This window comes from Streptomyces sp. NPDC088147 (genome assembly GCF_044741565.1).
Classification (GTDB): Bacteria; Actinomycetota; Actinomycetes; order Streptomycetales; family Streptomycetaceae; genus Streptomyces.
This window is the reverse complement of record NZ_JBIUSY010000009.1, coordinates 49,005-70,430: the sequence shown is the minus strand read 5'-3', so window position 1 is coordinate 70,430 and position 21,426 is coordinate 49,005. Positions and strand designations below refer to the sequence as shown.

General features: G+C 71.6%; 16 protein-coding genes. 13 read left to right on the top strand and 3 right to left on the bottom strand.

From position 1 onward, the window contains the following. Window positions 1-389: 389 nt before the first annotated feature. Entirely contained in the window at window positions 390-1,724 is a 1,335-nt protein-coding gene (gene gabT, locus ACIOGX_RS29165; RefSeq protein ID WP_401917635.1) for a 4-aminobutyrate--2-oxoglutarate transaminase, read from the bottom strand. A gap of 295 nt (window positions 1,725-2,019) precedes the next feature. Here gabT and ACIOGX_RS29160 point away from each other — a divergent pair, with 295 nt between their 5' ends. From ACIOGX_RS29160 to ACIOGX_RS29140, 5 genes are all read left to right on the top strand, one after another. Beyond that, window positions 2,020-4,203, top strand: a complete 2,184-nt coding sequence (locus tag ACIOGX_RS29160) for an ATP-binding protein (protein ID WP_401917633.1) — start codon at window positions 2,020-2,022, stop codon at window positions 4,201-4,203. A 177-nt stretch (window positions 4,204-4,380) separates the two neighbouring features. Next, a complete protein-coding gene (locus tag ACIOGX_RS29155) occupies window positions 4,381-6,021 on the top strand; it encodes a PucR family transcriptional regulator (protein WP_401917631.1) in 1,641 nt (546 codons plus the stop codon). Window positions 6,022-6,219: 198 nt separating this feature from the next. Further along, complete coding sequence (locus tag ACIOGX_RS29150) at window positions 6,220-7,665, top strand: aldehyde dehydrogenase family protein (protein WP_356511485.1); 1,446 nt, start codon at window positions 6,220-6,222, stop codon at window positions 7,663-7,665. Window positions 7,666-7,831: 166 nt separating this feature from the next. Next, complete coding sequence (locus ACIOGX_RS29145) at window positions 7,832-9,805, top strand: acyl-CoA dehydrogenase family protein (RefSeq protein ID WP_356511487.1); 1,974 nt, start codon at window positions 7,832-7,834, stop codon at window positions 9,803-9,805. A gap of 179 nt (window positions 9,806-9,984) precedes the next feature. Next, window positions 9,985-10,167: a hypothetical protein gene (locus ACIOGX_RS29140; RefSeq protein ID WP_356511489.1), complete on the top strand. Its 183-nt coding sequence runs from the start codon at window positions 9,985-9,987 to the stop codon at window positions 10,165-10,167. 83 nt (window positions 10,168-10,250) lie between these two features. Here the strand turns inward: ACIOGX_RS29140 and ACIOGX_RS29135 are convergent, their stop codons facing one another. Then, on the bottom strand, window positions 10,251-11,447 hold the full coding sequence (locus tag ACIOGX_RS29135) for a glycoside hydrolase family 64 protein (RefSeq protein WP_401917628.1): 1,197 nt from the start codon (window positions 11,445-11,447) through the stop codon (window positions 10,251-10,253). 196 nt (window positions 11,448-11,643) lie between these two features. Between ACIOGX_RS29135 and ACIOGX_RS29130 the strand changes: the two genes are divergently transcribed. The 8 genes from ACIOGX_RS29130 (at window position 11,644) to ACIOGX_RS29095 (ending at window position 20,400) form a co-directional block, all read left to right on the top strand. Next, window positions 11,644-12,135, top strand: a complete 492-nt coding sequence (locus ACIOGX_RS29130; protein WP_401917944.1) for a nucleotidyltransferase domain-containing protein — start codon at window positions 11,644-11,646, stop codon at window positions 12,133-12,135. Window positions 12,136-12,240: 105 nt separating this feature from the next. Next, on the top strand, window positions 12,241-13,032 hold the full coding sequence (locus ACIOGX_RS29125; protein ID WP_401917626.1) for a hypothetical protein: 792 nt from the start codon (window positions 12,241-12,243) through the stop codon (window positions 13,030-13,032). Window positions 13,033-13,115: 83 nt separating this feature from the next. After that, window positions 13,116-14,381 carry a 1-deoxy-D-xylulose-5-phosphate reductoisomerase gene (gene dxr / locus ACIOGX_RS29120; RefSeq protein ID WP_401917624.1) on the top strand — a complete coding sequence of 422 codons (1,266 nt, stop codon included), beginning with the start codon at window positions 13,116-13,118 and terminating at the stop codon, window positions 14,379-14,381. Continuing rightward, window positions 14,378-15,679, top strand: a complete 1,302-nt coding sequence (locus tag ACIOGX_RS29115) for a site-2 protease family protein (RefSeq protein ID WP_356511495.1) — start codon at window positions 14,378-14,380, stop codon at window positions 15,677-15,679. The genes dxr and ACIOGX_RS29115 overlap by 4 nt, the downstream gene beginning before the upstream one ends. A gap of 163 nt (window positions 15,680-15,842) precedes the next feature. Next, complete coding sequence (ispG, locus tag ACIOGX_RS29110) at window positions 15,843-16,997, top strand: flavodoxin-dependent (E)-4-hydroxy-3-methylbut-2-enyl-diphosphate synthase (protein WP_129772149.1); 1,155 nt, start codon at window positions 15,843-15,845, stop codon at window positions 16,995-16,997. A gap of 200 nt (window positions 16,998-17,197) precedes the next feature. Continuing rightward, window positions 17,198-18,043 (top strand): GNAT family N-acetyltransferase, encoded by an 846-nt coding sequence (locus ACIOGX_RS29105; RefSeq protein WP_356511497.1) that lies wholly within the window; start codon window positions 17,198-17,200, stop codon window positions 18,041-18,043. A gap of 16 nt (window positions 18,044-18,059) precedes the next feature. After that, window positions 18,060-18,641, top strand: coding sequence for a GNAT family N-acetyltransferase (locus tag ACIOGX_RS29100; RefSeq protein ID WP_356511499.1), 582 nt, complete (start codon window positions 18,060-18,062; stop codon window positions 18,639-18,641). 67 nt (window positions 18,642-18,708) lie between these two features. After that, window positions 18,709-20,400, top strand: coding sequence for a proline--tRNA ligase (locus ACIOGX_RS29095; RefSeq protein ID WP_401917621.1), 1,692 nt, complete (start codon window positions 18,709-18,711; stop codon window positions 20,398-20,400). 94 nt (window positions 20,401-20,494) lie between these two features. Here the strand turns inward: ACIOGX_RS29095 and ACIOGX_RS29090 are convergent, their stop codons facing one another. Next, a complete protein-coding gene (locus ACIOGX_RS29090; protein ID WP_401917619.1) occupies window positions 20,495-21,421 on the bottom strand; it encodes an aminoglycoside phosphotransferase family protein in 927 nt (308 codons plus the stop codon). Window positions 21,422-21,426: the final 5 nt, after the last annotated feature.

Below are 21,426 nucleotides of genomic sequence, written 5' to 3'. Positions count from 1 at the left end.
ACAGGGGGGGTAGTTCCGGGGCGGCCGTGCGGACCGGTGTGCCGCGCGCCCCGGGGGGTGTGGGGCGGGCGGCCATCCGATCGGTGAGGTGCTCCAGAGCCGGAGGCTCCAGTGGTGTGCGCGAAGGCACGACCAAAGCGACGCTGGGGATGCCCCGCTCTGGTGTCGCCCGCAGTCCCCTGCGAGCGGGGTGTTTCTCTCATCTGCGGAAACGGTACGTCAGGCACGCGGGCACCGACAGTCCGAAACGCATCCCGCCATCGGCCCCGCACACCTTCTTCACAGGCCCTGACAGGTGTGGCGGACCGGGGCCGCCGCTGCGGTCCCGGTCCCTGTTCCGGCAGCTCAGACGGCCGGTTCCGGCGGCGCAGATGGCCGGTTCCGGCGGCTCAGACGGTGGCGAGCGCCTGCTCGATGATGTCCAGGCCCTCGTTCAGCAGGTCCTCGCCGATCACCAGCGGCGGCAGGAAGCGCAGCACATTGCCGTAGGTGCCACAGGTCAGGACCAATAGCCCGGCCGCGTGGCACGCCTTGGCGAGCGCGGCCGTCGCCTCCGGGGCCGGCTCCTTGGTCTCCCGGTTCTTCACGAGTTCGATCGCGATCATGGCGCCACGGCCGCGCACGTCACCGATCAGGTCGTACTTCTCGCGCAGAGCGGAGAGCCGGCCCTTCATGACCGTCTCGATACGGCGGGCCTTCGCGGCGAGGTCCTGTTCCCGCATCGTCTCGATGGCGCCGAGCGCGGCGGCGCAGGCCACCGGGTTGCCGCCGTACGTGCCGCCGAGGCCGCCCGAGTGCGCGGCGTCCATGATCTCGGCGCGGCCGGTGACGGCGGCGAGCGGCAGACCGCCCGCGATGCCCTTCGCGGTGGTGATCAGGTCGGGGACGACACCCTCGTCCTCACACGCGAACCACTGGCCGGTACGGCAGAAGCCGGACTGGATCTCGTCCGCCACGAACACGATGCCGTTGTCCTTGGCGAACTTGGCCAGCGCGGGCAGGAAGCCCTTGGCCGGCTCGATGAAGCCGCCCTCGCCGAGCACCGGCTCGATGATGATCGCGGCGACGTTGTCGGCGCCGATCTGCTTGCTGATCTGGTCGATGGCCTGGGCGGACGCCTCGGGGCCGCAGTTCTCGGGACCGGTCGGCCAGCGGTAGCCATAGGCGACCGGCACCCGGTAGACCTCCGGCGCGAACGGTCCGAAGCCGTTCTTGTACGGCATGTTCTTCGCGGTCAGCGCCATGGTGAGGTTCGTACGGCCGTGATAGCCGTGGTCGAAGACGACCACGGCCTGGCGCCCGGTGTACGAACGGGCGATCTTCACGGCGTTCTCGACGGCCTCGGCGCCCGAGTTGAACAGCGCCGACTTCTTCGCGTGGTCACCCGGCGTCACCTCGGCGAGCCGCTCACAGACCTCGACGTACCCCTCGTACGGCGTGACCATGAAACAGGTGTGGGTGAAGTCCGCGAGCTGGGCGGAGGCACGGCGTACGACGGCCTCGGCGCTGGCACCGACCGAGGTCACGGCGATCCCGGAACCGAAGTCGATCAGCCGGTTGCCGTCCACGTCCTCGAGGATCCCGCCGTCGGCGCGGGCGGCGAACACGGGCAGCACGGACCCGACGCCGCCGGCGACCGCGGCGGTGCGGCGGGCCTGCAACTCCCGCGACTTCGGACCGGGGACGGCGGTGACGAGGCGGCGCTCCTGCGGAATGGCGGTCATGAGGGGCTCCTGGGGGTGTTTCCGGGGTCTTCTTCGGCTTTCTTCGCAGGCTAGGGGTGGCGGAGGGGTGCGGGCATGCGCCGTTCGGTAGTAACCGGGGCGTGTCGTTGTCCGTGACGGACAGGTGGCGCCCCCGGCGGGGCCGGAAGGCACGGCGGGGCGGCCCGACACCCGGCGGGCGCGGAACGGTGAACTACCCGTGCACGGGCACTAGATTGACGCTTGCACACGAGATCGACGCTTGCACACGGCGGACTGCGCAGCGCGGGCCCGACTGGTCAGGGGGCAGGGGTTCATGGACACCGACGGCACGCACGACTCACAGGGCACGCGCGCCACCCCTGTGCCGCGGCCGGCGGGGCCGCCGCCCACACCACCGCCGATGCCGACGACCTCGCCGTCACCGGCGGGCCCGCCGTCCGGTGCCTTCGAGCCGGCCGGCGCCTTCGCCCCGGGCGCCTTCGAAGCGGCTCCGCCCGCGCCGGAACGCGCCCCGGACAGCGGCCCGACGCTGGGCGAGTGGCTGCGGGTGCCCCGGGTCGCGGACGCGCCCGGGACATGGGCGTACGGACACCGGCCGCGCCCCCCGGAGGAGCCGGAGCGCACGCCGGTGCGGCAGCTGGTCAGCGGAGCACTGATCTCGCTCCTCGCGGGCCTGCTGCTCTGGTCGCTGCTGTGGAACGGCTATCTGGGCGGTTTCTGGCTCTGGCCGCTCTTCCTCCTCACCCCGGACCGCTGGTGGATCGGTACGCAGGAAGGCGCCATCGCCCAGGGCGTCTACAACGCGCTGGTCATCGGCGGGCTGCTGGTCCTCTTCGGACGGCTCGGCCGCTGGCCCGAGCTCGCCCGCCGCGTCTTCGGCCGGGTCCCCGGGGTCGCGCCCCAGGAGACCCCGCCGCCCCCCGGCCCCGAGGACGATCTCGCCGAGTGGCCCCAGCTCCGGGCCGCCGGCCAGGGCGAGACCGCCGCACGGCTCGCCGCCGAGGTGCGGGACGGGCGGATGAACGACGTCGACTACGCGCGGATCCGGCGTGCCTGGCACTCCGTACGGGCCGATCCCTCCCGGCTCACGGCGTTCGCCGACGCCGTGCGCGGCCAGGGCGCCGCGGCCTGCGTCCACCCCTCGGGCAAGCGCGACCTGCCCGTCCGCGCGGCCCGGCACGATCTGCTCGTACGGCAGGTCCGGCTCGGCACGGTCCACGACGGGGAGCGCAATCCGTATCCCCGGCGCGGTACGGGGCTCGCGCTGGACCCGGTCCTGCTGGGGACCTCGCTGCTGGCCGTGGGGCCGCCGGGCGCGGGCAAGACCCATGCCCTCGTCCGGCCGGTCGTCGAGTCGCTCTCCCTCCAGGCACTCGCGGGACAGACCGTCGTCATCGCCGTCTGCGCCGCCGGAACCCAGCTCGGCCCCGACAGCGCCTACGACGTCGTGATCCGCCTCGGCGACCCGCGGTCGGTGTACGACCTCGATCTGTACGGGGGGACGGACGACCCGGACGAGGCCGCCGCCGTACTCGCCGAGGGCCTCGTCGGCGATCTCACGGACACCGACGGCAGGCGGGCCACCACCGCGCTCGCGCAGCTGCTCGGACCGTTCCGCGCCGCGCACGGCCGACTGCCCGCCGTACCCGAGCTGCGCGAGCTGCTCGACGGCACGCCCGCCGCGCTGGCCGCCCTGCGCGAGGCGCTCGACGCCGGGGGCCACCACGCCATGCGGCGTGAACTCGACACCAGGGAACGCCAGTCCGCGGCCCCCGGAGACGCGGGGAGCGCGCTCGCCGACCGGATCGCGCTGCTCGACCGTCCGGCGTTCGCGGGCTTCTTCGACACCAGCGGCAGAACCCGGCCGTTCTCGCTGCGCACCCTGGAACATCCCCTCCGGGTCCGTATCGACCTGCCGGAACGCGGGCACGCCGAGGCCTCGCGGATGCTGGCCAGGCTCGTCCTCGCCCAGTTCACGGCGAACGCCGCCGTACGCGCCGACCGCTCGCTCTTCGCCTGTCTCGTCCTGGACGACGCGACCCGCACCCTCACCGGCCAGACCCTGCGCGGGGTGCAGCGGCTGCGGTCGGTGAACGCGGGCGCGCTGCTCACCCTGCGCACGCTCGATGATGTGCCGGAGGCGCTGCACACCGCGCTGCTCGGGGCCGTCGGCTGCCGGATGGCCTTCTCCGGGATCACCACCTGGGACGGCAAGCGCTTCGCGGAGGCCTGGGGTACGGAGTGGGTGGAGACCCGGGACGTCACCCAGCGCACGGTCTTCGCCGACCAGCCGCTGACCCGGGCCATCCACGCGTTCCGGAAGCTGGTCACCGGCAAGGCCGTGACGACGGACGCGGTGACCGTACGGAAGGTCGAGCGCGAGCGCTGGTCGGCCTCCGAGCTGGCGCACTCGGTGCCCGCGGGGCACGCGGTGCTGTCCCTGCGGACGGTGGGGGGCGACCACGCGCCGCCCCTGCTGGTGGACCTGCGGAACTGATCCCGCGGCCCGGCCACGCGGGCCCGGCGCCACCCGGGCACCGCCGGCCCGGCCGCCGGCTCGTACAAGCTGGCAGAATTGAGGGACGCCGTTCATACGGGACGGCGTAATCGTCCGAGGTGGCGTCATCCAGCCGTCGCCCTGCCCCTCCCTCGTCGAAGGCCCTACGGTTCCACCATGCCGCCCACCCTCGCCTCGCTCGTCCAGCATTCGGCGCTCAACCTCACCGTGCGTGCGGGGGAGGACCGGCTCCAGACGCCCGTGCGCTGGGTCCACGCGAGCGAGCTGGCCGACCCCGTGCCGTACATGGAGGGCGGGGAACTCCTCCTCATCACGGCGACGACCCTGGACGCGGGTGATCCGGAGGCCATGCGGCGCTATGTCCGCAGGCTGGTCGGCGCCGGGGTCGTCGGGCTCGGCTTCGCCGTCGGCGTCAACTACGAGGACGTCCCGGAGGCACTCGTCGAAGCCGCGCGGGAGGCCGGGCTGCCGCTCCTGGGCGTCCCGCGGCGCACCCCCTTCCTCGCCATCAGCAAGGCCGTCTCGGCGGCTCTCGCGGCCGACCAGTACCGCGCGGTCACCGCGGGGTTCGAGGCGCAGCGGGAGCTGACCAGCGCCGCTCTCGTCGAAGGGCCCGCGGCGCTGCTGGCCCGGCTCGCCGCGCATGTGGACGGCTGGGCGGCGCTGTACGACGCGTCGGGCGCCGTCGTCGCCGCCGCGCCCGAGTGGGCCGCGCGACGGGCCGCCCGGCTGACCGGCGAGGTGGAACGGCTGCGGGAGCGGCCCGCGCCCGCGAGCGCGGTGGTCGGGGCGGCGGGAGACGCGCCGCACGAGGCATCGGGCGGCGCCGAGGACCGGGTCGAGCTCCAGTCCCTGGGCACGGGACGGCGGATGCGCGGCGCGCTCGCCGTCGGTACGGGAGCCGCGCTGGGCACCGCGGAGCGGTACGCGGTCCACTCGGCGATCGCCCTGCTGACGCTGACCACGGAGCGGTCGCGCGCCCTTCAGGCCGCCGAACAGCGGCTCGGCTCGGCCGTGCTGCGGATGCTGCTCTCCGGCCATCCCGACCACGCGCGTGCCGTGGCCGGTGATCTGTACGGGGGCCTGCTCGACGCCCCGTTCCGGCTGCTGGTCGCCGAATCGGCCGAATCGGCGAAACCCGCGAAGCAGTCGACGCCCGTGCCGGACCCGGAGGCCGGCCATCCGCTCCAGCTCCTCACGGAGGCGCTGGAGGCCGCGGCGGCACGGGCGGGTGAGGCGCTGCTCGCGGTCCCCGACGGCGGGGAACGGCTCATCGTCCTCGCCGTGGACGGCGGGGCGGTGGTCACGGCCTGCGAGGGATACGCCCGGCGCGAGGCCGAGGACGCCGGGGTCGTCATCGGGCTCTCCGCGCCCACGGGCCCGATCGCGGCGGCGGGCGCGTACAAACAGGCCGAGCAGGCCCTCTCGGTGGCCCGCAGACGCGGCCGGGCGCTGGTCGAGCACGAGGAGCTGGCGGCGGGGTCGATCCTCCCGCTGCTCGCCGACGACGCGGTACGCGCCTTCGCGGACGGCATGCTCCGCGCCCTGTACGAGCACGACGCGAAGGGCCGCGGGGACCTGGTGGCCTCGCTGCGGGCCTGGCTCTCCCGCCACGGCCAGTGGGACGCGGCGGCGGCCGACCTCGGGGTCCACCGCCATACGCTGCGCTACCGCATGCGCCGGGTGGAGGAGATCCTCGGCCGCTCGCTGGACGACCCGGACGTACGGATGGAGCTGTGGCTGGCCCTGAAGACGACGGCGTCGCCCCTGTCCGTGCCCGCTCCCTCGACCGAGTAGCCGGGTACACCCGGACGAGCCGGACAGGGCCTGACCCGCCGCGGCGCCCACGCCGGCGGCCACGCGCGGCAGGCGCTTACGACAATGCGTAGCACGCCCCGCACCCCACCACTCCACCCCGGACAAACGACCACCCGGGTCCGCACCCCTACCGTGGAACCAGACACCGCCATCTCTTCGGAAGGGCCCGGACTCGCAATGACTTCCACCCACGCTTTCTGGCTCGCCGGCCGCCAGGCCACCGGCGAGGACACCTTCGACGTCACCTCCCCCTGGGACGGCCGGCACGTCGGCACCGTGGCCGTGCCGACCGAGGACCAGGTCGAGGAGGCCGTGGCCGCCGCGCACGCGGTCCTGGACGAGTTCGCCGCGACGCCCGCGCACGTACGGGCCGCCGCGCTCGACCATGTCTCCCGCAGGCTCGTCGAGCGCACCGAGGAGATCGCCCGGCTGATCTCCGCCGAGAACGGCAAGCCCCTCAAGTGGGCCCGGGGCGAGGTCGGCCGCGCCGTCTCCGTCTTCCGCTTCGCCGCCGAAGAGGCCCGCCGCTTCAACGGCGGGGAAGCCCAGCGCCTCGACACCGACCCGGGCGGCGCCGGCCGCCTCGCCCTGACCCGCCGCTTCCCCCGTGGCGTCGTCCTCGGTATCGCGCCGTTCAACTTCCCGCTCAACCTCTGTGCCCACAAGATCGCCCCGGCCATCGCCGTCGGCGCCCCGATCATCCTCAAGCCCGCCCCGGCGACCCCGCTCTCCGGACTTCTCCTCGGCGAGCTGCTGGCCGAGACGGACCTGCCGGCCGGCGCCTGGTCCGTACTGCCCGTGCCGAACGACCGGATGCCCGCCCTCGTCCAGGACGAGCGGCTGCCGGTGATCTCCTTCACCGGCTCGGACAAGGTCGGCTTCGCGATCATGGACTCCGTCCCGCGCAAGCACTGCACGCTCGAACTCGGCGGCAACGGCGCGGCCGTCGTCCTCGCCGACTACGCGAGCGAGAAGGACCTGGACTGGGCCGCGACCCGGATCGCCACCTTCTCGAACTACCAGGGCGGCCAGTCCTGTATCTCCGTCCAGCGCGTGATCGCGGACGCCTCGGTGTACGAACGTCTCGTCCCCAAGGTCATCGCCGCCGTCGAGGCCCAGGTCACCGGCGACCCCGGCGACGACGCCACCGATGTGGGGCCGCTCGTCAGCGAGGACGCGGCCAAGCGCGTCGAGTCGTGGGTCGACGAGGCGGTACGGGCCGGCGCCCAGCTGCTCACGGGCGGCAAGCGGGACGGAGCGACCTACGCGCCGACCGTCCTGTCCGAGGTCCCCGCGGACGTCACCATCTCCTGCGAGGAGGTCTTCGGGCCCGTCCTCACCCTGCGCCGCGTCGAGAGCGAGACCGAGGCGTTCGAGAGGGTCAACGACTCGAAGTACGGCCTCCAGGCAGGGGTGTTCACCCATGACATGCAGGCCGCCTTCCGCGCCCACCGCGCGCTGGAGGTCGGCGGCGTGATCATCGGCGACGTCCCCTCGTACCGCGCCGACCAGATGCCGTACGGCGGCGCCAAGCAGTCCGGCGTGGGCCGAGAGGGCGTGCGGTTCGCGATGGACGACTACACCTACGAGCGCGTCATGGTGCTCACGGGCCTCGCCCTCTAGAAGGAGCCACCGGGGGCGCTCCTGGAGCGCCCCCGGCGCCCTCGTCACGGTCCCGCGGCCCGCGCCACGACTGGTGCGCGCCGCGGGAATCGGGTAGATACGGACGAGTAGTACCAGGCCGGTCGATCCGTCTCTGGACCCGACTCCGCGGCGAGGTGAGTTCCTCATGTCCGCCCCATCCGCACCCTCAGCAGCATCCGCACCGCAGGAACCCCAGGGCAGGCCCAGGGTCTCCGAGCGGGAAGCACGCCAGGTCGCCGAGGCGGCCCGGGAACAGGGCTGGCGCAAGCCGAGCTTCGCCAAGGAGATGTTCCTCGGCCGCTTCCGCCTCGATCTCATCCATCCGCACCCGATGCCGGCGTCCGAGGACGTCAAGCGCGGCGAGCAGTTCCTCACGAAGCTCCGCGAATTCAGCGAGACGAGGATCGACGGCGCGCTGATCGAGCGCGAGGCCCGGATCCCCGACGAGGTGATCAACGGCCTCAAGGAACTGGGCGCGCTCGGTATGAAGATCGAGACCAGATACGGCGGGCTCGGTCTCACCCAGGTGTACTACAACAAGGCCCTGGCCCTCGTCGGCTCCGCCAGTCCGGCGATCGGCGCGCTGCTCTCCGCCCATCAGTCGATCGGCGTACCGCAGCCGCTGAAGCTGTTCGGCACCCAGGAGCAGAAGGACACCTTCCTGCCGCGCCTGGCCCGCACCGACATCTCGGCCTTCCTCCTCACCGAGCCGGACGTGGGCTCCGACCCCGCCCGGCTGGCCACGACCGCCGTCCCCGACGGCGACTCGTACGTCCTCGACGGCGTGAAGCTGTGGACGACCAACGGAGTCGTCGCCGATCTGCTCGTCGTGATGGCGCGCGTACCGAGGACGGAGGGCGGGAAGGGCGGCATCACGGCGTTCGTCGTCGAGGCCGGCTCCCCGGGCATCACGGTCGAGAACCGCAACGCGTTCATGGGCCTGCGCGGTCTGGAGAACGGGGTGACCCGCTTCCACCAGGTCAGGGTCCCGGCCGCGAACCGTATCGGACCCGAGGGCGCGGGGCTGAAGATCGCCCTCACCACCCTCAACACCGGCCGGCTCTCGCTGCCCGCGATGTGTGTGGGCGCGGGCAAGTGGTGTCTGAAGATCGCCCGCGAATGGTCGGCCGCCCGTGAGCAGTGGGGCAGGCCGGTCGGCCGCCACGAGGCCGTGGGCGCGAAGATCTCGTTCATCGCGGCCACCACCTTCGCGCTGGAGGCGGTCGTGGACCTGGCCTCCCAGATGGCGGACGAGGACCGCAACGACATCAGGATCGAGGCGGCCCTGGCCAAGCTGTACGGCTCCGAGATGAGCTGTCTGATGGCCGACGAACTGGTCCAGATCCGGGGCGGCCGGGGCTTCGAGACCGCGGACTCCCTGGCCGCGCGCGGCGAACGTGCCGTACCCGCCGAACAGATGCTCCGCGATCTGCGGATCAACCGGATCTTCGAGGGCTCCACCGAGATCATGCATCTGCTGATCGCGCGCGAGGCGGTCGACGCCCATCTGGCGGTCGCGGGCGACATCATCGATCCGGACGCGTCGCTCTCGGACAAGGCGCGGGCCGGTGCGCAGGCGGGCCGGTTCTACGCCCGCTGGCTGCCGAAGCTGGTCGCGGGTCCCGGGCAGCTGCCCGGCTCGTACGCGGAGTTCCACCCGGCGGGGTATCCGGACCTGTCGACGCATCTGCGCCATGTCGAGCGCAGCGCGCGCAAGCTCGCCCGCTCCACGTTCTACGCCATGTCGCGCTGGCAGGGCCGGATGGAGACCAAGCAGGGCTTCCTCGGCCGGATCGTGGACATCGGCGCCGAGCTGTTCGCCATGAGCGCCGCCTGTGTACGGGCGGAGCTGATGCGGACGAGCGGTGACCACGGCCGCGAGGCGTACCAGCTGGCGGACGCCTTCTGCCGGCAGGCCCGTATCCGGGTCGAGGAGCTCTTCACCCGGCTCTGGTCCAACACGGACGACCTGGACCGCAAGGTCGTGAACGGCGTCCTGGCCGGTACGTACACCTGGCTGGAGGCCGGTGTCATCGACCCGAGCGGCGACGGCCCCTGGATCGCGGACGCGACCCCGGGACCCTCCCAGCGGGAGAACGTGCACCGTCCCGTCCACTGAGCCGACGAGGTCGTGAGGTCCCGGCCGGATCGTGTCCGCGTACGGACGCGATCCGGCCGGTCCGCACGTTTGCCCGAATGGCGAGTAAAATAAAGGTGAATATGTAGGAATGTAGAGATACCTACAGAATCTCCCGCCCGTGCCGGGCGGGGCCCACCGACCTCTGTGAGGGGGTTGCCATGGCCAGGGACGCCGACTTCTACGCACATGGCCGGCCGGAGAACCCGCGGCTCCCGGAGGACAGGCCGCGCGGAGGCGGCCCGAAGGGTCCGCCCCCGGTCCACAGCACGGCCTGGAAGGTCATGGCCGTCGCCATCGCGATCGTCGTGATCATTCTGGCGGGGATCCTGCTGTTCCCGTGAGGGCCTCCCGGCCCGCCCATCGCCCCGTCCCGTGACCGGAGTCGAACGCCGGTCACGGGACGGTCGCGTTCGCCCGGCGGGTGTCAGTTGAACGGATCGAGCGTGATGTACGCCTGCTGCGGGTCACCGTCGTGCACCAGCGACTCGTGGGCGCCGACATCGTCGAAGGCGAAGGCGTACGCCTTGCCGTCGGCCATCTGCGCGTGGATCTTCCTGGCGTAGTGGTTGGTGACCGTGTCCTGGTAGAAGTTCGCCGCACTCGTGTCCGGCTGGTTGGGGTTGACCAGGAGCGTGGAGCGGTTGAACCCCGCGCAGAGCGTGCGCGAGATCGGGCCGCGTACGAGGTCGTTCGGCGCGTCCAGCAGCTTGTAGCAGCCGAAGATCGAGTCGGCGTCGGGCTTCTGGAACGAGGTGACGACCGCGCCCGCGCTGTTGGTGAAGTTCATGGTGTTGCCCGAGACCCGGCCGAAATACTTGGTGTTCGGCTGGTCCCCGAACGGGGTCACCGTCAGCGTGGACGTGGTGTACCTGCTCCACACCCGGTTGATGTAGTCGTCCATCACGGACGCCGGCAGATTGCCGGCCCCGATGCCGTGACCGGGCGAGAGGGCGCGCAGGATCGTGCCGTCGGACCGGGTCTGGATCAGATTGGCCCAGCCGCCGGGCTGGCTCCTGAGGGAGTCGAAGAAGCCCTTGTAGCCGCCGGCCTTGAGGTGGCCGGTGGTCTTGGTGGTGCCGTTGGGGGCCTTGACGCCGACGGCGTAGGGCGCCGAGAACATGTCGACCTGTGTGCTGTTGATCCACAGCCCGGCGTCGTTGAGGGTGTACTCGGTCCAGTTGAACAGGATGTTCCGGTTCGGGTCGGACGGGTTCTGCACCGCGGGCTGCACCAGCCCGCCGGTCGTCAGCCTGAAGTCGAGCTTCTGGCCGTACGAGAAGTAGACCCGGCCGGAGAACTTCGGCATCCGGATCGTCTTGGACTGCCCGTTGGCGGGCCCGGCGATCGACGCGTCGGGCGCCGGGGTGGGGGGATTGCCGCCGGCGGGCCAGGGGTGGAACGTGCCGTTCGCGTCGGCCCAGCCCTGCTGGCCCGTCGTGAGCAGCGTGCCGAGGTTGTAGATGTAGACCGGGTCCGTGCGCCCGGAGCTGTTCGTGATGGTGAGCGGAATGGTCGTGGGAACGGCGGCCTCCGCGGGGGCCGCGGGACCGGCGGCCGTGAACCCCGTTGCGAAGATCACCGCTGCGGCGAGTACCGCGAGCAACTTTCTGGTACCAAGCACGCTCTACCTCCTGGCGTGTGGGGGATGAGAGCGCTCTCATCCCCTCAGGCAGGGGTTGAGAGCGCTCTCAGAATCGGGCCGCGGGTGAGGTGTGTCAATGCGCCCGGCCCAACTCGTCCCCGGCAGCCGGTGCCTTCCGCGACCGCGAAATCGGTTGGCGGCGCCCGGAACTGACGGCGTATCGTCCCGCCGCGTGATGACCGTCGACGACGTACTGTCCGTGCTGACCCTGCTGCGGAAGGCCGACGCGGACGTCTGGATCGCCGGGGGCTGGGGCATCGACGCCCTGCTCGGCGCCCAGACCCGCCCCCACCGTGATCTGGACCTCCTGCACCGCGCCGACCAGGAGCCCCGGGTCATCGAGGCGCTGTCCGGCGCGGGCTTCACCGAGACCCTGGACTGGCGCCCGGTGCGTTTCGTCCTCGCCCGCCCGACGGGAGAGGAGATCGACTTCCACCCCCTCTCCTTCGCCCCGGACGGCTCGGCGCTCCAGTCGTCATTGGACCCGGAGAAGCCCTACGTGTACCCGGCGGAGTGCTTCACCACGGGCACCATCGGGGGGACGGCGGTCCGGTGCATCTCGGCCGGGCAACAGGTCCTGTTCCACCAGGGGTACGAGCCGGCCGACCGGGACCGCCACGACATGGCCGTGCTCCGTGAGAAGTTCGGCATCACGACGCACTTCTGAGTGCCGGTTCCGAGCGCCGGGCCGGAGCCCCGGAGCGTCTTCGCATGCCCCACAATCGGGAGTCGCGCCGTCAACTCGGCGCGTCGACCGACGACGGGGGCAGGCATGTTCGAGGCCGGGAAGCGGCGGGCACGACGGACACGGCGGGGGCTCGGGGCGGTGGCCGCCGGGCTCGTCCTGGCCGGGGCCGCCGCGTGCGGTGGTGACGGGCAGGGCGCCGACGACGGCAAGGACGGGAAACCGAGCGGGAGAACGGCCGGCAAGCCCACCGCCACCGCCTCCGGGCCCGCCCCGCTGACCGAGGACCGGCTCACCGCCGCGTCCCTCACCGACGGCGAGAGGATCGGCGCGTACACCGCCTCCGAGTACGCCCTCGGCGCGCCGCTCGGCGACGACTACACCGCCGATCCCGCCGTGTGCCAGCCGCTCGTCAGCCTTGCCGAGGGCGCCACCGCGTTCGACCCCGTCGCCGAGGTCCAGCGCAAGGCCGACATACCCGACGAGCTGCTCGGCCTCACCGTCTCCGTACAGCTGCGTTCGTATGCCGCGCCGGACGCGGCCGGTGTGATGAAGGCCCTCGGCACGGCCGGGCGCGAGTGCGCGGGCGGGTTCACCGAGGACCGGGCGCTGGCGAAAGCGACGTATCTGAAGGTGGAGCCCGCCGGCGCGCCGGACGTGGGGGACGAGGCCAGGGCGTACCGGCTCACGCTCCTCGACGTGAAGGGCACGCTGAAGCTGTACGAATATCTGACCGTCGTACGCTCCGGCTCCACCACGCTCTCCTTCCGCGCCGAGATCACCGGGACGAAGGACGTCGGCGGCGTGCCCGACGAGATCATCCAGGCGCAGTGGCAGAAGTTCCGGGCGGCGGCCGGGCCCGACGTGAAAAGACGGTGAAGACCGTCCCACGGGACTTCGGACTTACCCGTCCGACGGGGCGCGCTGTCCTCCCGGCGCGGGGATGAGGCGAGAATAGGGGCATGAGCGACTGCCCAGCCCCTCTCGCCGATCCGCACATCGCCTTCGATCCGACCGAAGGCCGCCGGGACATCGTCGTCCTCGGCTCCACCGGATCCATTGGCACACAGGCCATCGACCTGGTCCTGCGCAACCCCGAGCGCTTCCGTGTCACCGCGCTCTCCGCCGCGGGCGGGCGCGTGGAACTGCTCGCCGACCAGGCACGGCGGCTGCGGGTCCGTACCGTCGCGGTCGCGCGTGAGGAGACCGTGCCCGCGCTCCGGGAGGCGCTCGCCGAGCGGTACGGGACGGCTGAACCGCTTCCCGAGATCCTCGCGGGACCCGACGCCGCCACCGAGCTGGCGGCGTCGGACTGCCACACCGTGCTCAACGGCATCACCGGCTCCATCGGACTCGCGCCCACCCTCGCCGCCCTCACGGCGGGCCGTACGCTCGCGCTCGCCAACAAGGAATCGCTGATCGTCGGCGGCCCGCTGGTGAAGGCCCTGGCCAGGCCCGGCCAGATCATCCCCGTCGACTCCGAGCACGCCGCGCTCTTCCAGGCGCTGGCCGCCGGCGCCCGCGCCGACGTGCGCAAGCTGGTGGTGACGGCTTCCGGCGGGCCCTTCCGCGGCCGTACGAAGGCCGAGCTGGCGCACGTCACCCCCAAGGACGCCCTCGCGCACCCCACCTGGGCCATGGGTCCGGTGATCACGGTCAACTCCGCGACCCTCGTCAACAAGGGCCTCGAAGTGATCGAGGCACATCTGCTGTACGACATTCCCTTCGAACGCATCGAGGTCGTCGTACACCCCCAGTCGTATGTGCACTCGATGGTGGAGTTCAACGACGGTTCGACCCTGGCCCAGGCGACCCCGCCCGATATGCGCGGACCGATCGCCGTGGGTCTCGGCTGGCCGCACCGGGTACCGGACGCCGCGCCCGCCTTCGACTGGACCACGGCCTCGACGTGGGAGTTCTTCCCGCTCGACACCGAGGCGTTCCCGTCCGTGGGGCTCGCCCGGCAGGTCGGGACCCTGGGCGGCACGGCCCCGGCGGTGTTCAATGCCGCGAACGAGGAATGCGTGGACGCGTTTCTGGCCGGACGGCTGCCGTTCAACGGCATCATGGATACGGTCACAGAGGTCGTCGCGGAGCACGGCACCCCCCGTATGGGAACCTCGCTCACCGTGGCGGACGTCCTCGAAGCGGAGACCTGGGCCCGTGCCCGTGCCCGTGAGACGGCAGCGACATTCAGTGAAGAACAGCCAGCGGAGGCTCGCGCATGACGATCCTGTTGACGGTCCTCGGCATTGCCGTCTTTGTCGTGGGACTGCTCTTCTCCATCGCCTGGCACGAACTGGGCCATCTCTCCACGGCCAAACTCTTCGGCATCCGCGTGCCCCAGTACATGGTCGGCTTCGGACCGACCATCTGGTCGCGCACGAAGGGCGACACGGAGTACGGGATCAAGGCGATCCCGCTCGGCGGCTACATCCGGATGATCGGGATGTTCCCGCCGGGCCCCGACGGCAGGATCGAGGCACGCTCCACCTCGCCGTGGCGCGGGATGATAGAGGACGCGCGCTCCGCCGCCTTCGAGGAGCTGGGACCGGGCGACGAGAAGCGCCTCTTCTACACGCGCAAGCCGTGGAAGCGCGTGATCGTGATGTTCGCGGGTCCGTTCATGAACCTCGTCCTGGCCGCCGTGATCTTCATCGGTGTGGCGATGAGCTTCGGCTTCCAGACCCAGACCACCCAGGTCGCCGGCGTCCAGCAGTGTGTGATCTCGCAGAGCGAGAAGCGCGACACCTGTGAGAAGAAGGACCCCGTCTCGCCCGCCCGCGCGGCCGGTCTCCAGAAGGGCGACAAGATCGTCGCCTTCAACGGGCAGCGGGTCGACGACTGGTCGACGCTCTCCGGCCTCATCCGCGAGACGATCGGCCCCGCCACCATCACCGTCGACCGCGACGGCACCGAGAAGGTCCTGCACGCCACCCTCGCCAAGAACATGGTGGCCGAGAAGGACTCCGACGGGGAGGTCGTCCCGGACAAGTACGTACCGGCCGGCTATCTCGGCTTCGCCGCCTCCACCGAGATCGTCCCGCTCTCGTTCCCCCAGTCCGTGGACCGGATGGGCACCATGATCGGGGACGGCGTCGAATCGATCGTGGCCCTGCCCTCCAAGATCCCCGACCTCTGGAGCGCGGCCTTCGGCGACGGCCCGCGCAAGGACGACTCACCGGTCGGTGTGGTCGGCGCGGCGCGTATCGGCGGCGAGGTGATGACGCTGGACATCCCGGCGCAGAACCAGATCGCGATGATGCTGTTCCTGCTCGCGGGCTTCAACCTCTCGCTCTTCCTCTTCAACATGCTGCCGCTGCTGCCTCTGGACGGCGGGCATATCGCGGGCGCGCTCTGGGAATCGCTGCGGCGCAGGCTCGCACGGCTGTTCAAGCGGCCCGATCCGGGCCCGTTCGATGTGGCGAAGCTGATGCCCGTCGCCTATGTCGTGGCGGGGATCTTCATCTGCTTCACGCTGCTCGTTCTCGTCGCCGACGTCTTCAACCCCGTCAAGATCAGCTGATACGAACCGATTCGCGGCGGCCGGACACCATTCGTGTCCGGCCGCTTATCTTTGGGTGGAGTTTTCGCGTGGATGTGCTTGCTCCGCACACCGTGGCGTAATCTCGGGGGCTGGAGCCCGCCGATCTCGGGACCTTGATCCACACCTTGGGGTTGCACAGCAGATGACTGCAATTTCTCTCGGAATGCCGTCCGTTCCGACGAAGCTCGCCGACCGACGGGTCAGCCGTCAGATCCAGGTGGGGTCGGTGGCGGTCGGCGGGGACGCACCGGTCTCGGTGCAGTCGATGACGACGACGCGCACGTCCGACATCGGCGCGACGTTGCAGCAGATCGCGGAGCTGACGGCGTCCGGCTGCCAGATCGTACGGGTCGCGTGCCCGACCCAGGACGACGCGGACGCGCTGGCGACGATCGCCCGGAAGTCACAGATCCCGGTCATCGCGGACATCCATTTCCAGCCGAAGTACGTGTTCGCGGCGATCGACGCGGGCTGCGCGGCGGTGCGGGTGAACCCGGGCAACATCAAGCAGTTCGACGACAAGGTCAAGGAGATCGCGAAGGCGGCGGGCGAGACCGGCACCCCGATCCGTATCGGCGTGAACGCCGGGTCGCTGGACGCGCGCCTGCTGGCGAAGTACGGAAAGGCCACACCGGAGGCGCTCGTCGAGTCGGCGCTCTGGGAGGCGTCGCTGTTCGAGGAGCACGGCTTCCGCGACATCAAGATCTCGGTGAAGCACAACGACCCGGTGATCATGGTCAACGCGTACCGGCAGCTGGCGGCGCAGTCCGACTACCCGCTGCACCTCGGCGTCACCGAGGCGGGACCCGCGTTCCAGGGCACCATCAAGTCCGCGGTGGCCTTCGGCGCTCTCCTCAGCGAAGGCATCGGCGACACGATCCGGGTCTCGCTCTCCGCCCCGCCGGCGGAGGAGGTCAAGGTCGGCATCCAGATCCTGGAGTCGCTCAACCTGCGCCAGCGCCGGCTGGAGATCGTCTCGTGCCCGTCCTGTGGCCGCGCCCAGGTCGATGTCTACAAGCTGGCCGACGAGGTGACGGCCGGTCTGGAGGGCATGGAGGTCCCGCTGCGCGTGGCCGTCATGGGCTGCGTCGTGAACGGGCCCGGCGAGGCCCGTGAGGCCGACCTCGGGGTCGCGTCCGGCAACGGCAAGGGCCAGATCTTCGTCAAGGGCGAGGTCATCAAGACCGTCCCGGAGTCGAAGATCGTGGAGACCCTCATCGACGAGGCCATGAAGATCGCGGAGCAGATGGAGAAGGACGGCATCGCCTCGGGCGAGCCCGAGGTCTCCGTCCGCTGACCGCGCCCTCGCGCCGGCCACCGTGTCCGCCTGCGGACATATGTGCGTGACAGGTCCCGCAGCCACCGCCCCCGGGCATCGGCTGCGGGACCCTTCGCGCTCTGACCTGCGGCGATACCGGATCCTGCTCCGATGAGCGGCATACCGGGAAGGCGCCGGGTACAGTGCGGAGATCGGCAGACGTATGGTGAGGCCCCCTCGTGTTGACGCAGACCACCACCCGGGTCCTCGAACCCGGCGAACTCGACGCCGCGCTCGCCGTCCTGGAGAGCGAGCCCGTCGAAAACGCCTTCGTGACGTCCCGCGTACAGGTCGCCGGGCTCGACCCCTGGCGCCTCGGTGGCGAGATGTGGGGCTGGTACGCGGACGGGCGGCTGCGCTCGCTCTGCTACTCCGGCGCCAACCTCGTACCGATCTGCGCCACCCCCGAGGCCGTGCGCGCCTTCGCCGACCGGGCCCGCAGGACCGGCCGCCGCTGCTCCTCGATCGTCGGCCCCGCCGAGCCCACCGCCCAGCTGTGGCGGCTGCTGGAGCCGCACTGGGGCCCGGCCCGCGAGATCCGCGCCCACCAGCCGCTGATGGTCACCGAGCACCTGCCCGCCACCGTCGCGCCCGACCCTCTCGTACGCCGTATCCGCAAGGCAGAGCTGGACGTGATCATGCCCGCCTGCGTGGCGATGTTCACCGAGGAGGTCGGAGTCTCGCCGCTCGCCGGTGACGGCGGACTGCTCTACCAGGCGCGCGTCGCCGAACTCGTCGGCGCGGGACGCTCGTTCGCCCGGATCGACGACGGCAGGGTCGTCTTCAAGGCCGAGATCGGCGCCGCCACCCCCCGGGCCTGCCAGATCCAGGGCGTCTGGGTCGACCCCGAATTCCGCGGCCGCGGCCTGTCCGAGGCGGGCATGGCGGCGGTCGTACGGTACGCGCTGGCCGATGTGGCGCCCGTCGTGAGCCTGTACGTGAACGACTACAACACCCCTGCCAGAGCGGCGTACCGCCGGGTGGGTTTCCGTGAAACGGGCGCCTTCATGAGCGTGCTGTTCTGAAAGTAGGGTTCGGCCCATGCTGAGCATTCCCGGGGGCAGCCCCCGCACCCCCGACGTACAGGTAGGGCCGGTCGATCTCGCCGCACGCGTCGACGAGGCGCTCGCCGTACAGGCCCTCGCCTTCGGGCTCAGCGACGACGAGATCGAGGTACGCCGCCACATCGTGCTCCGGCATCTGCTGCTGCGCGGCTCCCGCGCCCTCGGCGCGACCACCGTGACCGGCCGGCTCGTCGGCTTCGTGTACGGCCTGCCCAACGACCGCGCCCACTGGTGGTCCACCGTCGTCGAGCCGTATCTGCGCGGCACCGGCTCCGAGGGCTGGCTCATCGACTCCTTCGTGATCACCGAGCTGCATGTCCACCCCGAGTTCCAGGCCCGGGGCATCGGCCGCGCCCTGATCACCGCGATCACCGACAGCGCGGGCGAACCCAAGTCGATCCTCTCCGCGATCGACATCGAGAGCCCGGCACGCCGCCTCTACCGCGCGCTCGGCTACACGGACCTGGCCCGCCAGGTCCACTTCCCCAGCGCCCCCAAGCCGTACGCCGTGATGGGCGCCCCGCTCCCGCTGCGCAGGGCGGCCGGCGCGGACAACTGATTTCCGCCCGCGGGCGTGCCCCGGTTAACCTCCAGGCATCAGCCGAGAGAACGCAGGAGTGCTCCCCATGTCCCAGGTCCAGCGCATGTCCCGTTTGATGGTCAAGACATTGCGCGACGACCCGGCGGACGCCGAGACGCTCAGCCACAAGCTGCTCGTCCGCGCGGGGTACGTCCGCCGTACGTCCGCCGGTATCTGGACCTGGCTGCCGCTGGGCAAGAAGGTCTTCGACAACGTCTCGCGCGTCGTCCGCGAGGAGATGGACGCCATCGGCGCGCAGGAGGTACTGCTGCCCGCGCTGCTGCCCAGGGAGCCGTACGAGGCGAGCGGCCGGTGGGAGGAGTACGGCGACCTGCTGTTCCGCCTCAAGGACCGCAAGGGCGCCGACTATCTGCTGGGCCCCACGCACGAGGAGATCTTCACCCAGGTCGTCAAGGACCAGTGCACGTCCTACAAGGACCTGCCGGTGATGCTCTACCAGATCCAGACGAAGTACCGCGACGAGGCCAGGCCGCGCTCCGGTGTGCTGCGCGGCCGCGAGTTCCAGATGAAGGACTCGTACTCCTTCGACACCACGGACGAGGGCCTGGCCGAGTCGTACGCGCTGCACCGCCAGGCGTACCAGAAGATCTTCGCGCGCCTCGGCCTCGACTTCCGTATCGTCTCGGCGGTCTCCGGCGCGATGGGCGGCTCCGCCTCCGAGGAGTTCCTGGCGCCCGCCGCGGCGGGCGAGGACACCTTCGTGGACTGCCCCGCCTGTGACTACGCGGCCAACACGGAGGCCGTCACCTTCACCGCGTCCGTGCCCGCGGCCACCGAGCCCGGTCCGGTCGAGGAGCTCGACACCCCCGACACCCCGACCATCGAGACGCTCGCCGCGTTCCTCGACGTACCGGCCTCGGCGACCCTGAAGAACCTGCTCGTGAAGGTCGACGGCGAGATCACGGCCGTCGGCGTCCCCGGTGACCGCGAGGTGGACCTCGGCAAGCTCGGCGAACACCTCGCACCCGCGGTGGTGGAGCTGATGACGGCCGAGGACTTCGAGGACCGGCCCGACCTCGTACGGGGCTACGTCGGCCCGCAGGGCCTCAAGATCCGCTACATCGCGGACCCCCGGATCGCCCCCGGCACCGCCTGGATCACCGGCGCCAACAAGCCCGGCACCCACGCGCGCGACGTGGTCTGCGGGCGGGACTTCGAGGTCGACGACTACCTGGACGTGGTCGTCGTCGAGGCGGGCGACCCCTGCCCGGCCTGCGGCACGGGCCTCAAGCTCGACCGCGCGATCGAGATCGGCCACATCTTCCAGCTCGGCCGCAAGTACGCCGACACCTTCCAGCTCGATGTCCTCGGCCAGCAGGGCAAGCCGGTCCGCGTGACCATGGGCTCGTACGGCATCGGCGTCTCGCGCGCGGTGGCGGCCCTGGCCGAGCAGAGCGCCGACGAACAGGGGCTGTGCTGGCCCCGCGAGATCGCCCCGGCGGACGTCCATGTCGTCGCGGCGGGCAAGGCGCTCCAGACGGAACTGGCGCTGGACGTCTCCGAGCAGCTGTCGGCGGCCGGGCTGCGGGTGCTGGTGGACGAGCGCCCCGGGGTCTCGCCGGGCGTGAAGTTCACCGACGCCGAACTGATCGGTGTCCCCAAGATCCTGGTGGCGGGCCGCCGCTCGGCCGACGGTGTCGTGGAGCTGAAGGACCGCCGCACGGGCGAGCGCGAGGAACTGACGGTCGCGGAGGCGATCGCCCGCCTGACCGCCTGACCTGTGCTCGTCGTGGGACGGGTTCGCGCGCCGAGCCCGTCCCACGAGGAATCCCCGGCCCGTCCGGCGGGGAACTCCTCAGGAGCGCGGGGCCCTACAGCCAGCCCGCGAACTCCAGCAGCAGCTCGGCGCTCTGCCGACGGCCCGCCCGAAGCGTGCGCATCCCCGACTCCACCGCCCGGAACAGCGTCCACCCGCGGACCCGTTCCCGGTCCAGGTCCAGCGAATCGGCCAGCCTGTTCACCCGGCGGCGGGCCGAGGACGCCCCCGACGACGCCGCCACGAGGTCCTCGACCCGGTCGCGCACCAGCCGCGCCAGATCGTAGGCGCGCTCACCGACCAGCGGCTCCGGGCCGACCGCGAGCCAGGGCGCGCGGTCGCCGGCGAGCACCTTGCCCTGGCCGAACGCGCCGTGCAGGAGCTGGACTTCGGCGGCCGAGGCGCAGAGTTCGTCCCGCGCGGCCAGCGCCGCCGACACCAGCGGCGCGAGCGTGTCGTCGGCCGTCGTCCGCAGCGCCGCCGCTTCCCGCGCGGTCCGCTCGGCCACCGTCTCGAAGCCATGGCCGCCGGGCGGGTCGACCCACAGCCGGCGCACCGTACCCGCCGCTTCCAGGAGTGACTTCGCCTCCGGCAGGGAGCGCAGCGACACCTCGGGATGCAGCCGCTCCAGGAGCAGCGCGCCGTCGGCGCTGTCCGGGGCGTCCGTGCCGACGTCGTCCCCGGCGTCGAGCAGCTCCGCCGCGCCCCAGCCCTTCCAGTGCGCCAGCGCCGCCCGCTCCCGCGAGGGGTCCGCGAACGGCGGGACGATCTTGAGTGTCGCGGGAGAGCCGTCGGACCGCCGTACGAGCAGTACCAGACCGCTCCGGCCGCCCGGCGCGATCACCCGCTCGACCTCCAGCCCCCGCCGGGCGACCGCCTCACCGGCGATGCCGGGCAGCCGCTCCAGCCACTCGGCGGCGGCGGTCTCCCCGTACCTCTCGCCGAGCGTGCGCACCAGACGCCGCGGCGGTTCGAAACCCATACGTG

Coding starts and splice junctions, on each gene's coding strand:
- ACIOGX_RS29160 (WP_401917633.1), top strand. CDS start 2,020: ATGGACACCGACGGCACGCACGACTCACAGGGCACGCGCGCCACCCCT.
- ACIOGX_RS29115 (WP_356511495.1), top strand. CDS start 14,378: ATGACGATCCTGTTGACGGTCCTCGGCATTGCCGTCTTTGTCGTGGGA.
- ACIOGX_RS29145 (WP_356511487.1), top strand. CDS start 7,832: ATGTCCGCCCCATCCGCACCCTCAGCAGCATCCGCACCGCAGGAACCC.
- gabT (WP_401917635.1), bottom strand. CDS start 1,724: ATGACCGCCATTCCGCAGGAGCGCCGCCTCGTCACCGCCGTCCCCGGT.
- dxr (WP_401917624.1), top strand. CDS start 13,116: ATGAGCGACTGCCCAGCCCCTCTCGCCGATCCGCACATCGCCTTCGAT.
- ACIOGX_RS29100 (WP_356511499.1), top strand. CDS start 18,060: ATGCTGAGCATTCCCGGGGGCAGCCCCCGCACCCCCGACGTACAGGTA.
- ACIOGX_RS29140 (WP_356511489.1), top strand. CDS start 9,985: ATGGCCAGGGACGCCGACTTCTACGCACATGGCCGGCCGGAGAACCCG.
- ACIOGX_RS29090 (WP_401917619.1), bottom strand. CDS start 21,421: ATGGGTTTCGAACCGCCGCGGCGTCTGGTGCGCACGCTCGGCGAGAGG.
- ispG (WP_129772149.1), top strand. CDS start 15,843: ATGACTGCAATTTCTCTCGGAATGCCGTCCGTTCCGACGAAGCTCGCC.
- ACIOGX_RS29155 (WP_401917631.1), top strand. CDS start 4,381: ATGCCGCCCACCCTCGCCTCGCTCGTCCAGCATTCGGCGCTCAACCTC.
- ACIOGX_RS29095 (WP_401917621.1), top strand. CDS start 18,709: ATGTCCCAGGTCCAGCGCATGTCCCGTTTGATGGTCAAGACATTGCGC.
- ACIOGX_RS29150 (WP_356511485.1), top strand. CDS start 6,220: ATGACTTCCACCCACGCTTTCTGGCTCGCCGGCCGCCAGGCCACCGGC.
- ACIOGX_RS29125 (WP_401917626.1), top strand. CDS start 12,241: ATGTTCGAGGCCGGGAAGCGGCGGGCACGACGGACACGGCGGGGGCTC.
- ACIOGX_RS29130 (WP_401917944.1), top strand. CDS start 11,644: ATGACCGTCGACGACGTACTGTCCGTGCTGACCCTGCTGCGGAAGGCC.